Origin of the sequence: Chryseobacterium sp. Leaf201 (genome assembly GCF_001421435.1) — a bacterium.
Lineage (GTDB): Bacteria > Bacteroidota > Bacteroidia > Flavobacteriales > Weeksellaceae > Chryseobacterium.
Window position 1 is genome coordinate 22,044 of record NZ_LMKA01000123.1, and the last position, 12,323, is coordinate 34,366.

At 40.9% G+C, this 12,323-nt stretch carries 11 protein-coding genes; 8 read left to right on the forward strand and 3 right to left on the reverse strand.

Annotation, left to right across the window (positions count from 1 at the left end; all coding sequences use genetic code 11):
* Nucleotides 1–98 precede the first annotated feature (98 nt).
* Nucleotides 99–1,484, reverse strand: coding sequence for a tRNA uridine-5-carboxymethylaminomethyl(34) synthesis GTPase MnmE (mnmE, locus tag ASE55_RS17950; protein WP_056222962.1), 1,386 nt, complete (start codon nt 1,482–1,484; stop codon nt 99–101).
* Nucleotides 1,485–1,932: 448 nt separating this feature from the next.
* Nucleotides 1,933–3,702 (reverse strand): aminopeptidase P family protein, encoded by a 1,770-nt coding sequence (locus tag ASE55_RS17955; protein WP_056222963.1) that lies wholly within the window; start codon nt 3,700–3,702, stop codon nt 1,933–1,935.
* A gap of 302 nt (nt 3,703–4,004) precedes the next feature.
* Here ASE55_RS17955 and ASE55_RS17960 point away from each other — a divergent pair, with 302 nt between their 5' ends.
* The 7 genes from ASE55_RS17960 to ASE55_RS17985 all read left to right on the forward strand — a co-directional run bounded on the left by ASE55_RS17960 (nt 4,005) and on the right by ASE55_RS17985 (nt 10,114).
* Nucleotides 4,005–4,442: a DUF6526 family protein gene (locus ASE55_RS17960; RefSeq protein ID WP_056222966.1), complete on the forward strand. Its 438-nt coding sequence runs from the start codon at nt 4,005–4,007 to the stop codon at nt 4,440–4,442.
* 36 nt (nt 4,443–4,478) lie between these two features.
* The gene (locus tag ASE55_RS17965; protein WP_056222968.1) at nt 4,479–4,643 is read left to right on the forward strand and encodes a hypothetical protein; all 165 of its coding nucleotides are present in this window, start codon (nt 4,479–4,481) and stop codon (nt 4,641–4,643) included.
* Between the two features lie 9 nt (nt 4,644–4,652).
* Complete coding sequence (locus tag ASE55_RS17970; protein WP_056222970.1) at nt 4,653–5,756, forward strand: DNA topoisomerase IB; 1,104 nt, start codon at nt 4,653–4,655, stop codon at nt 5,754–5,756.
* Nucleotides 5,757–6,104: 348 nt separating this feature from the next.
* The gene (gene pruA, locus ASE55_RS17975; protein WP_056222972.1) at nt 6,105–7,730 is read left to right on the forward strand and encodes an L-glutamate gamma-semialdehyde dehydrogenase; all 1,626 of its coding nucleotides are present in this window, start codon (nt 6,105–6,107) and stop codon (nt 7,728–7,730) included.
* A gap of 236 nt (nt 7,731–7,966) precedes the next feature.
* Nucleotides 7,967–8,185, forward strand: coding sequence for a cytochrome C551 (locus tag ASE55_RS19975; protein WP_238585079.1), 219 nt, complete (start codon nt 7,967–7,969; stop codon nt 8,183–8,185).
* A 228-nt stretch (nt 8,186–8,413) separates the two neighbouring features.
* Nucleotides 8,414–8,617: a hypothetical protein gene (locus ASE55_RS17980; RefSeq protein WP_056222976.1), complete on the forward strand. Its 204-nt coding sequence runs from the start codon at nt 8,414–8,416 to the stop codon at nt 8,615–8,617.
* 327 nt (nt 8,618–8,944) lie between these two features.
* Complete coding sequence (locus ASE55_RS17985) at nt 8,945–10,114, forward strand: thioredoxin family protein (protein ID WP_056222978.1); 1,170 nt, start codon at nt 8,945–8,947, stop codon at nt 10,112–10,114.
* 187 nt (nt 10,115–10,301) lie between these two features.
* Here the strand turns inward: ASE55_RS17985 and ASE55_RS17990 are convergent, their stop codons facing one another.
* Entirely contained in the window at nt 10,302–11,324 is a 1,023-nt protein-coding gene (locus ASE55_RS17990; RefSeq protein WP_056222982.1) for a 3-oxoacyl-ACP synthase III family protein, read from the reverse strand.
* Nucleotides 11,325–11,396: 72 nt separating this feature from the next.
* Here ASE55_RS17990 and ASE55_RS17995 point away from each other — a divergent pair, with 72 nt between their 5' ends.
* Nucleotides 11,397–12,296, forward strand: a complete 900-nt coding sequence (locus tag ASE55_RS17995) for a CorA family divalent cation transporter (RefSeq protein WP_056222985.1) — start codon at nt 11,397–11,399, stop codon at nt 12,294–12,296.
* Nucleotides 12,297–12,323 lie beyond the last annotated feature (27 nt).

Genomic DNA, 12,323 nt, shown 5'->3' on the forward strand with positions numbered 1-12,323 from the left:
ACAAATATACAAATATAGTCTAATAAGAGAAAATAAAATCTATATAACTATCTGATAGTCAAACAAAAGAAAGAAAAAGAAATCAAAGAAAAGCTAATTTATTTCCCGATACAAAACTTAGAAAAAATATTCCCCAGCACTTCATCGTTCGTTACTTCACCGGAAATTTCACCCAGATGTTCCAGTGCGTTTCTCAATTCGTAAGCCAATAGTTCGGTAGAAATCTGGAATGAAATGGCTTCATTGACTTGATGTACTGCATCCAGGGATTTCCGTAAAGCTTCGAAATGACGCTGATTGGTGATTACAACATTATTTTCAGAGGCTTTGAGCTGTTCCACATAAGAGGAGAGTTCATTTTTAAGATCCTGGATATTCTGGTTTTCAACGGCTGAAATTTTAATAAAATCAAACTCGTTTGATAGAGCATTCCTGAAGATTTCTTCCACTCTTTCATATTGTGGCGGCGTAACTTCATCAATTTTAGTAGCACAGATAATCAACTTAAGGTCGTCTCTTATCAAGGATTGTATCATCTCAATATCTGCGGTAAAATCTGCGGTGGCGACATCAGCGAGGTAAACAAGGATCTGTGCATTTTCCACTTTCTCCCGGGCTTTTTTCACGCCGATGGCTTCAATTTCATCTGTTGTTTCACGCAATCCTGCCGTATCGATAAGTCTGAATGCATGTCCTTTGATATGCAGTACTTCCTCTATAGTATCGCGGGTTGTGCCGGCAATATTGCTGACGATTGCCCGCTCTTCTTTCAATAACGCATTCAGCAAGGTAGATTTGCCGGCGTTTGGTTTTCCGATGATGGCAACCGCCGTCCCGTTTTTAATAGCATTTCCGTACTGGAAGCTTTCGATCAGGGAATTAAGTTTTAATTCGATTCTGCTCAGCAATTGGGTAAGAGCAGATCTGTCGGCAAACTCCACATCCTCTTCGGCAAAGTCCAGTTCCAGCTCAATCAGTGAAACAAAGTTCAGCAGGTCTGTCCGCAGCAATGATATTTCATTCGTGATTCCGCCTTTCAGCTGACTGATCGCCACCTTTCTTGAAGCTTCGTTTTCAGATGCGATGACATCGGCAATGGCTTCTGCCTGGGAAAGGTCTATCCTCCCGTTGATGAAAGCACGCAGGGTAAATTCCCCGGCTTTGGCCATCCGGGCACCGTTTCTAATGAGGGTTTCCAAAATACGTTTCCCGATGTGCGGCGAACCGTGAAAAGCAATCTCTACGGAATTTTCCGTTGTAAAGCTTTTCGGAGCCAGGAAAATAGAGATCATCACTTCATCAATCGATTCTTCACCATCCATAAAATAACCGTAATGGATGGTATGGGATTTCTGTTTTTCCAGGTTTTTGGAAGGAAAACTCTTCTGAACTATCGGTAATGCTTCATTTCCGGAAACCCTGATAATCCCCAGGGCACCTACGCCATTGGCCGTAGCCAGCGCACAGATGGTATCGTTATTCATAATACAAAGATAGGAGTTTTAAAAGAAATTTTCAGAGCCAAGAACTTGCTTTCACTATTCGCTTTTTTGTACCCCGGCTGTCCCGGTTTTCTGCAAAAAGAGCTCAGACAGTTTTTCAATAAAGGCTAAACTCTGTGCGGTTGTTTAAGATATTCTCAGCCCTGTATACACTTATATTTGTATTCAATTATAATGGATATCTGTGTTTCAAAATCTTTAGTTGTACTAAATTACAGATTAGACATTTAGAAACCTTTCTTCAGACAACAGAATGTTAACAGTCCTGTACATCGGAATAATCAATCTGAAAAAAGTTATAGAAACAAATGTCCTGCAGAAATCATGCAGGACATTATTAATGTATGTAATGAAAATATTTTGTAACTAAACATTTAATGAAAATTATATTTCAAAGTCAAAGATTATGCATTAATTTCATAACGTGTATTTAAAGCGGACTTACCAGGTCCAGGAACCATTCTTTCACTTCACCTTCCAGATAAGGAGCTAACTTTTCTTCACAGGTTTTGTGATAGCTGTTGAGCCACTCAATTTCCTGTGCAGAAAGGATTTCTTTAACGATGGTATCTTTGAAGAACGGACAGAACGTTAAGGTTTCAAACTCATAAAAAGTTCCGAAATCCGTTTTCTCCGCTTCTTTTACGGCAATCAGGTTTTCGTGGCGGATCCCGTATTGTCCTTCCACATAAAACCCGGGTTCATTGGAGCATACCATTCCCGGCAGAAGCTCCTGCGGGTTCATGTCTTTCCTGATGTTCTGCGGGCCTTCGTGAACATTCATAAAGCTCCCTACACCGTGGCCGGTGCCGTGGTTATAGTCTTTTCCGTGCATCCACAACGGCAGTCTTGCAATGGCATCAAGCTGTACGCCCCGCGTTCCTCTCGGGAACTTTACCATGGACAGACGGATCAGTCCCTGCAGTACCAGGGTAGAGTTTGTTCTGAATTCATCAGATACGGCACCTAATGCCAGTGTTCTTGTGATATCCGTGGTTCCTTCCAGATACTGTCCGCCGGAATCCACCAAAATACTTGAATCATTGGTTACCTCCTGGCAGCCTTCGCTTTTCGCAGAATAATGCATAATTGCACCATTATCTTTGTACCCTACAATGCTTCCGAAACTTTCCCCCACGAAGTTTTCTCCTTCCGCACGGAACCCTCTCAGCTTTTCACCGATGGAATATTCAGTCATGGATTCTTTTCCGGCATTATGGGTAAGCCAGTACAGGAATTTCACCATGGCCACACCGTCCCGTACCATAACGGTCCTGAAACCTTCCAGCTCAGTTTCGTTTTTCTGGGCCTTCATCAGATTGCCGGGAACCGCAGCTTTGATAAACTGGTTATCTTCTTTTAACATTTCGAAAATCGACTGGTTGCTGTTAGGGGAAACCAGAACTTTTTCATTTTTAAATCCTTTCAGGCAGTTAAAAAACTCTTCATAAGGCTTCATTTTCACCCACGCGTCATCCATTTCTTTTCTTGAGTCCACTTCAAGCTTTTCCAGGTCGGTAAACAGCAGGGCCTCGTTTTTGGTGATTACGATATATCCCAGGAATACCGGGTTGCTTTCCACATCGCTCCCTCTCAGGTTTAAGGTCCAGGCTACATCGTCCAGGCTTGAAATGATATGTACCGTAGCTTCCTGCGCTTCCATTTTCTGGCGGATTGCAGCAATTTTATCAGCAACGGATTTCCCCGCTCTTTCCACAGGATGTACGAAAACCGGATTTTTAGAAGGCTTACCTCTCTCCTTCCAGATTTCTTTTAAAAGAGGAGCGTCAACCAGTGTAATGCCTTTTTCATTTAGCTTCCCGGTGAGCAGTTCCCAATTGGCATGGGCTGTTGCGAGGGCATTGACCGCTACTTTACCGTCGGCAGGGATTTCAGAGATAATCCAGTCGATATAATTGGGTGTACCTTCAAGCCCGTCTTTAAACAAATCAATCCCGGAACCTTCAAGCTCCTGGGCTGCCTGGGTATAATATCTCCCGTCCGTCCATAAACCTGCTTTATCTTTGGTAACCACCACGAATCCGGCGGAGCCTAAAAACCCCGAAAGCCATGCTCTTTCCTGCCATTCTGCGGGAAGGTATTCACTCATATGCGGGTCTGCAGAATATACGATAAATGCATCAACCTTATTTTTCTGCATTTCTTCACGAAGCGCAGCTATTTTTTCCTTTGAAGTCATTTTTTAATAATTTTTAAAGACGGGAAGTTACGAATTTTTAAAGTTTCAAAAGAGATTATGCAGGTTTTTTAAACGCTGTCCCTGTAAGTTTTGACAATTACTTTAAACCATATTTTTTGCCTACAGTGAACTTTTCAACATCATCAGATTCAGTTATTTTCCGCTTTAATTATTCCGCTCCTACTCCATCGGTTTTTAAGGTCCTTCTTATATGAACTCTCAAACAGGCTATTGATCTTGGTTCTGACAAGCAATATTATTAAACATTAACACTTTGGAAAGGTTATTGCTAAATCATAAATATGGAAAGCCAGAATTACAAAAACCACAGAAAATTTTATCCGCCTCATCATTTTATCTATCTTCCTCTACTGTTAATCTTATTAGGCACGGGAATTTATAAAAGTATGGATGATGAGCAGAACCAGCTTTTGTGGATTCTTTTTTCCGTAACCGTTTTTCTGATCCTTTTCCTTGCCATTATGGTACGTCAGCATTATGCGGTAGGACTTCAGAACAGAATCGTACGCCTGGAATTCAAACAGCGGTATTATGAGATATCCGGACAGAGATCAGATAATATTGAAGAAAAGCTTACATTCAGCCAGATCGCCGCCCTGCGGTTTGCCTATGATGATGAGTTTAAAATCCTGCTGGAAAAAGCATTAAGGGAAAACACTTCCGGAGACGATATTAAAAAATCCATCACCCGATGGAGAGGCGATTATCACAGAATCTAAATAAAATAATTACTAAACATTTAAAAACAGAATATTATGAAAAAATGGAGCTTATACAGTTTAATGACACTGGGTTTATTAACGCTTACAAGCTGCGAGGCTGTGGAAACAATTTTTAAAGCCGGTATGTGGTGGGGAATCATTGTGGTAGTAGGGATCATCGCTATTATTTTATGGCTGTTCTCAAGAGGCAGGAAATAAATTGATCTTATGGAAAATTCAGACTTAGAAATCATTTCCCATCTGAAGCCCTCGAAAATTGTAAAAATTATGAAAGATCCTGTTGCTTCTGCAAAGGCGGTACATCTTATTTATACCTCCGATGCAGAAACAGCCGGTATTACCCGTAAAAAAAACGGTAAAAAATTCGCTTACTATAAAGACGGTGAAAAAATCAGGGATAAGGAAGAAATTACAAGGATCAATAAACTGGTAATTCCTCCGGCCTGGGAAAATGTATGGATCTGCGCCCTGGACAACGGCCATCTTCAGGCTACCGGAATCGATTTAAAAAGGAGGAAACAATACCGTTACCATCCTTTATGGAGCGCGCTGAGAAACCACACCAAGTTTTACAGGATGCTTCAGTTCGGGTATGCTTTACCGGAAATCCGCCTTCAGGTGGAAAAAGATTTAGCCTTAAGGACTTTTGAGAAGAGAAAAGTACTGGCTTTAATTGTCAGCCTGATGCAGCGTACGAATATCCGGATCGGGAATAACGCTTATGAAAAGCTGTACGGCTCTTTCGGGCTCACGACTTTAAAAGGAAAACATGTCCAGATCAAAGGGCAGAAAATTAATTTTTCCTTTAAAGGCAAAAAAGGGGTTATGCACAACATTGACCTGAAAAGCAAGAGGCTTGCCCGCCTGGTACAGAAGTGCAAAGATATTCCGGGAAAGGAACTCTTTCAGTATATTGATGATGAAGGAAACCGCCACACTGTTGATTCCGGGATGGTAAATGAATACATCAAAGAAATCAGCGGGGAAGATTTTACCGCCAAGGATTTCAGGACCTGGTCCGGAACGGTGAGTGCCTTAATTGCATTCAAGGAAATCGGGTATGCAGAAACCCATGCAGAATACAAAAAAAAAGTAAAGGAAGCTTTGGAAATCGTTGCGTCCCATCTTGGAAATACCAGTACCGTATGCAGAAAATATTACGTGCATCCGCTGGTGATCAACCTGTATGAAAACAATTCCATTAAAAAGTACCTGGACGAACTTGAAAAGATAGAGGAAAACGATGGAAAAGCAGATTTGACACACGAAGAAAAACTGGTGCTTAAAATACTGGAAACCGAAAAAATGTAGTTTTTGATTCAATTCAAAAGCTGCATTTTATTTATCCGTCTGATATCTCTTATCACTGCTGTTATATTCTTGAGGCTGAACTGCCATTCTATTCCCTTCAAGCTTGTTTAAAACCGCATGAACATCATTCTTCATATTTATTTAAAGGAACTTTATCTCCTCCATTCTTACACTTTATACACAATAAACTTTAAAATCCACAGAAAGAAAAAGTTGTTTTCTCCACTTGATATTTTCATTATCATGAGGGTATTCCTGCAATTATAAGGACGAAGTATTTACAGAAATTGTTCCTTTGAAAAGTAAAGCGTAAATTTGTATAAAGTATTTAAATTAAAACATATACATATGTCTAAAGCAATATCGCAGGTACCCTTTGCAGTTAATGAACCGGTAAATTCTTACGTACCAGGTTCTTCAGAAGTAAAAAGTCTTATCGCCCAGTACAAAAAAATGTGGGCTGAAAAGATAGAAATCCCAATGGTAATTGACGGAAAGGAAGTAAAAACGGGCGATAAAGTCCAGTTACAGTCTCCTCAGGACCATAAACACGATTTCGGTTTTTACCACAGAGGTACGATGCAGCATGTGGATGATGCCATAAATGCAGCACTGGCTGCAAAACAGGCATGGAATGAACTGGGATGGGAACACCGTGCCGCTATTTTCCTGAAAGCAGCTGACCTGTTGGCAGGCCCTTACCGTGACGTGATCAACGCAGCTACCATGATCGGACAGTCGAAAAACGTTCACCAGGCTGAAATTGATGCAGCTTGCGAACTGATTGATTTCTTAAGATTCAACGTGGAATTCATGACTGAAATGTATTCTGAGCAGCCGGTTTCCGACAGCGGAATCTGGAACCGTGTAGAGTACAGGCCGTTGGAAGGCTTCTGTTTTGCCGTAACGCCTTTCAATTTTACGGCAATTTCCGGCAACCTGCCTGCCTGTATGGCAATGCTTGGAAACGTAGTGGTATGGAAGCCGTCTGACAAGCAGATCTATTCTGCAAAAGTAATCATGGATGTGCTGATGGAAGCCGGACTTCCTGCCGGCGTCATCAATATGATTTTTACCGATGGTAAAGAAACGGCTGAAAAAGTACTGGCACACAGGGATTTTGCAGGACTTCACTTTACCGGTTCTACCAAAGTATTCCAGGGAATGTGGAAAATGATCGGTGACAATATCCACAACTACAGAACTTACCCGAGGATTGTGGGTGAAACCGGAGGAAAAGACTTCGTGATTGCCCATCCGTCTGCCAATGTAGAAGCAGTAGCTACAGCTTTGGTGAGAGGTTCTTTTGAATATCAGGGGCAGAAATGTTCCGCGGCTTCCAGAGCTTATATTCCGCAGTCGCTTTGGGCGGATGTGAAAAAAGTAATGGAAACCCAGATCAGTTCGATTAAAATCGGTTCTCCTGAAGACCCTTCCAACTTTGTAAATGCAGTAATTGATAAAAATTCTTTCGAAAAATGCAAAGGATATATCGACAGAGCCAATGAATCCGGTGAAGCCAACGTGGTAATCGGCGGAAAAACTGACGACTCCAAAGGATGGTTTGTGCACCCAACGGTAATCGAAACAACAAACCCTCAATATGAAAGTATGGTGGAGGAAATCTTCGGTCCGATCTTATCGGTTTACGTTTACGAAGACAAAGACTGGAAAGAAACGCTTGAATTAGTAGATTCCTCTTCTCCTTATTCTTTAACAGGATCTGTTTTTGCACAGGACCGTTATGCCATCAACGAAGCTTTCAAGGCATTGGAAAATGCTTCAGGAAACTTCTATATCAATGACAAGCCAACCGGTGCCGTAGTAGGCCAGCAGCCTTTCGGTGGCGGCAGGGCTTCCGGAACCAATGATAAAGCGGGATCTAAAATGAACCTGTTAAGATGGACTTCAGTAAGAAGCATCAAGGAAACCTTTGTTTCGCCTAAAGATTACAAATATCCTTATCTTGGGTAATCTGATTATCAGCATATAACAGATAATGGATCATTTCTAAATTATGCATTAACTGCATACAGTCTCCGGAATATAAAATTCCGGAGACTTTTTTTATCCATGAGCAACAGGCATATCGGAAAAATGATCACCCTGTTCTGCCATAACCTCCGCTGGCTTCACAGAATGTTTTTTTGGAATAGTTATTGATTGTTACTGACCGCATACCAAAAAAATAAAATATTATGAAAAAATTATTGCTAGCAGCTGTTGCACTTGGATTAGTGACCATAAGCTGCGGAACCAAGGAATCTTCCATGTCGACGGGTAGTACAGACTCAACGGCAGCAGTAGACAATACAATGCAGAGCACACCGGCAACCACCGATTCGATGACGACCAACAATACGATGTCTAGTCCGGACAGTATGAAAATGGGAACTGATTCAACGGCTACTGCAACACCGGCAAGGTAAATTCAGTTTTACCTGTAATTGAAAATCCACGAATTATTTTGTGGATTTTTTTGTTTGCGGTAATTTTATCAGAATTGAACATAGTAAATGGCTCTAGTAAACCGTATTGCCAGGATTTATAATATTGAAGTTTAAAAGCTATCTTTTATCTTTTATCTTTTATCTTTTATCTTTTATCTTTTATCTTAATTGATTATATTTGATTGTACGAAACATTAAAAAATTGTTATGAGAAAATTATTAGCAGGAGCTGTTTTAGGCGCCCTTTTTCTGGGAAGCTGTGCTCAGGATAAGCAGAAAAGGGAAGAGTTTAAAGACGAACGAAATAAAGAATATTTAAGAAACGATATGGGTGAAACGGCAGCTGCCCACTCTGAATCTGCCACAGCCGACAGCATGAAAATGAAAGCTGACACGGCCGCAACAAAATAAACACAGCCGCAGAATCTTATTTCTGCGGTTTTTCATTTTTAAACCCACCTTACATTCAGATCATCTTCAGTTAAAAATCATGGTTCCGGGATTAAAATTCAATAAAAACACATTTTCTCTCTATTTTTTTTAAAATATATTTTAACTGAAATTGATAATACACATTACTTTTTCAATGGAATCCAAACAGTTAAAGGATTTATTACCGCCACCATGTTATTTAACTTAAACCTGGAAAAATAATCTAATCCAGGCTGTAACTATTTTTACGATATACAGACTTATGTATTACCATAATTATTACATTTGTAATCAATAAAAAGTATTATGAAAAAACTGACAATATTCTCCGCCCTTTTTATCGGAGCCATGACGCTGGCACAGGGGATTAAATTTGAAGACACCAACTTCTCTTCTATCCTGGCAAAAGCCAAAAAAGAAAACAAACTGATATTTGTAGATGCCTATGCTTCATGGTGCGGACCGTGCAAGCTGATGGTGAAAAATGTATTCCCTCAGAAAGCCGTAGGAGATTATTACAACTCACATTTCGTGAATGCCAAAATTGATATGGAAAAAGGCGAAGGTGTTGATCTTGCGAAAAAATACAACGTAAAGGCCTTCCCTACTTATCTTTTCATAGACGGGAACGGTGAAGTGGTACACAGAACGTTAGGGTATGTGGAGGAAAATGATTTCATCCAGTTTGCAAAAGATGCCGGCGATCCTGCAAAAAGATTAGGAACATTAAAGCAGAAATTCGAAGCCGGTGAAAAAGATCCTGAGTTCCTTAAAAACCTGGCCGGGCTTACCATGTACAATGATGCTGAATTTGCAGCCAAAGTAATGGAACGTTATTTCAACGGTAAAACAGAACTGGATAAGGAAGATGTTCAGATGCTGCTTTCCGGTACACAGAGCACAGACAGCCCGCTGTATAAAACCTTTCAGGCAAAAAAATCAGAGATCACCAAGATCCTTCCGGCAGACAGGTATGAGTCATTCGACAAAAATATCAAACTGAATACGATCATTAAAAAATCGTACAATACGGAAACGAAAAAATGGAATGAGCCGTATTTCATGACAGAGACGCAGAAATTCATGACAAAAGACGAGGCGATAAAAATCCTGACCAGGGTGAAAGCCGGAAGAGCACTGAAAGATAAAGATATCCCGACCTATGAAAAACTGACGATAGACCTTTACAGAGACCCGTCAGCAGTAAGTTCAGAAGAGTTGAATTCAATTGCATGGAACTTTTTCGAAAATGTAACCAATAAGGAATCCCTGCAGAAAGCGGTAGCCTGGGCACAGGAATCGGTAAAGAAAAATGAAAATTCTGCCAATACCGACACCCTGGCTAATCTTTACAATAAGATCGGGGATAAGAAAAATGCCAGAATATGGGCTGAGAAGTCGGTACAGCTGGCTAAAAGCACAGGAGAAGATGCTTCTGATACGGAAAAGCTACTGAAAAGCTTACAGATTCAATAATATAAATAAAATCCGCAGACTTCTCTGCGGATTTTATTTTTTCAGGTTAAAGTAAAATATGTACCTAATTTGAAAGACTTTTAAAACCGTAAGCAGCTTTATGGTCATCAATACAAAGAACCGCCGTCTGTAGCAGACGGCGGTTCTTTGTATAATAACAATTGAATTATTTCGTACTGAATAAAGGTTAGTATTCAAACAGAACGCTTCCCCATGTAAATCCGCTTCCGAAGGCAGAAAGGAGTACCAGGTCTCCCCTTCTGATTTTTCCCAGCTCAATGGCTTCGCTTAATGCAATGGGAATGGAAGCTGCGGTTGTATTTCCGTATTTCTGGATGTTGTTATGAATTTTTTCATCCGGCAGCCCGAATTTCTGCTGCACAAACTGGGCAATCCTGAGGTTGGCCTGATGCGGGATAAACATATCCAGGTCTTCAATGGTTTTTCCGGCTTTGTCCAATGCCTCCTGCATGGTTTCAGGGAACCTTGTTACCGCATTCTTGAATACGAAATTCCCATTCATGATCGGGTATACTTCTTTATTGGTTACCTGTTCAGGTTCTTTTCTCATCCTGTCGCTCCATCCGAATTTGGATCCCGGAAACTGCGTACATAGCTCGTCTGCAAATTTCCCTTCCGAGTGCATGTTAACTGCCAGGATATCTCCAACATTATCATCTATAGTAGCAGAAAGCACCATGGCTCCTGCCCCGTCCCCGAAAATTACGGAAACACCTCTTCCTTCATCGGAAAAATCCAGTCCGAAAGAATGAACCTCGGCTCCAACTACCAGAATATTTTTATAGGTCCCGGATTTAATGAAAGCATTGGCCACACTCATGGCATAAATAAACCCTGAACACTGGTTTCTTACATCCAGCGCCCCGATGGTATCACATCCCAGCATATCCTGTAGGAGCACTCCACATCCCGGGAAATAATAATCCGGAGAAAGGGTGGCAAAAATAATATAATCAATATCCTGAGCCGTCAGTCCGGCGTTTTCGATTGCTTTTTCTGAAGCTTTAAAACCTAAGTACGCAGTGGTTTCCTGGGAATCATTCCGGTTTTTACGGTGTCTTCTCTCCCTGATCCCCGTTCTTTCCGTAATCCATTCGTCATTGGTGGTCATTAATGCAGCTAAATCATCATTCGTAACAACGTTATCCGGCACATAGAATCCGATTCCTTTTATTGTACTTTTAATCATATAGTTTTTTAATTTTAACAAAGATAAACTTATTTAATACATAGTTTTTTAAAATAATGCTATTTTTACGGTATGCCAATTGATACGATTTACAGAGATTCCCAGTGCGAATGGGTGGATGTGGAGGCCCCTACCGAGGAAGACATCAAATATTTACATGAACGGTATGAAATCAACCATCTTCTTCTGGAAGACACCCTGGATCCGAACCACTTACCGAAATATGAAGAGAGCGGGAACATCCGGTTTTTCCTTCTCCGCGAAAGCACTGAACTGGAGCGCAAGAACCTCAATACCATCAGTGACATCAGCACGAAAATCGGGATTTTTCTGTTAGGGCGTACCATTATCACCGTTCACCGCATGAAAACGAAGAGTATTTCTGAAACAAAAAGGCAGATCTCGGGCAGTAAGGAAGATATGACCCCTGAAAGCATTGCTTTGAAAATCGCTCTGCTGATCATGAAAAGTTTCGATGATGAATCGGTCAGCCTGTTTGAAACCATGGATAATATCGAAAACGAAATTTTCCTGAAAAACACGAATCATACCAATCAGATCAAAAGATTATACAAGCTGAAGCGGAAATCCGGCCTGAACTTCAGGGTGCTGACCATTTCTGCGGATGCCATTGATAAATTCAAGCTCCTTGGACTTCAGGAATCCGAATTTTTTGACCTCAAGGATAAACACAAAGATGTAGTTGCCGATTTCGACCATCTTAATATCCAGATTACCAACCTTATTTCCATGTTCCTGGCTCTGTCTGACCAGAAAGCCAACCAGGTGATGAAAGTACTGGCGATCTATTCGGTTTACTTCTTGCCGATTACTTTTATTGCCGGGCTGTACGGAATGAACTTCGATAACATGCCGGAGCTGCATCAGAAGAACGGATACTTTTTCACCCTGGGATTGATGGCGATTGTCGTGATCTGCACCTTTATCTATGCACGCCGGAAACAATGGTAGATGAATGTCCGTGATTTGGAAATATTG

Excerpts from the sequence above, each read along its gene's own strand:
- mnmE (WP_056222962.1), bottom strand. The coding sequence starts at position 1,484 with ATGAATAACGATACCATCTGTGCGCTGGCTACGGCCAATGGCGTAGGT.
- ASE55_RS17955 (WP_056222963.1), bottom strand. The coding sequence starts at position 3,702 with ATGACTTCAAAGGAAAAAATAGCTGCGCTTCGTGAAGAAATGCAGAAA.
- ASE55_RS17960 (WP_056222966.1), top strand. The coding sequence starts at position 4,005 with ATGGAAAGCCAGAATTACAAAAACCACAGAAAATTTTATCCGCCTCAT.
- ASE55_RS17965 (WP_056222968.1), top strand. The coding sequence starts at position 4,479 with ATGAAAAAATGGAGCTTATACAGTTTAATGACACTGGGTTTATTAACG.
- ASE55_RS17970 (WP_056222970.1), top strand. The coding sequence starts at position 4,653 with ATGGAAAATTCAGACTTAGAAATCATTTCCCATCTGAAGCCCTCGAAA.
- pruA (WP_056222972.1), top strand. The coding sequence starts at position 6,105 with ATGTCTAAAGCAATATCGCAGGTACCCTTTGCAGTTAATGAACCGGTA.
- ASE55_RS17980 (WP_056222976.1), top strand. The coding sequence starts at position 8,414 with ATGAGAAAATTATTAGCAGGAGCTGTTTTAGGCGCCCTTTTTCTGGGA.
- ASE55_RS17985 (WP_056222978.1), top strand. The coding sequence starts at position 8,945 with ATGAAAAAACTGACAATATTCTCCGCCCTTTTTATCGGAGCCATGACG.
- ASE55_RS17990 (WP_056222982.1), bottom strand. The coding sequence starts at position 11,324 with ATGATTAAAAGTACAATAAAAGGAATCGGATTCTATGTGCCGGATAAC.
- ASE55_RS17995 (WP_056222985.1), top strand. The coding sequence starts at position 11,397 with ATGCCAATTGATACGATTTACAGAGATTCCCAGTGCGAATGGGTGGAT.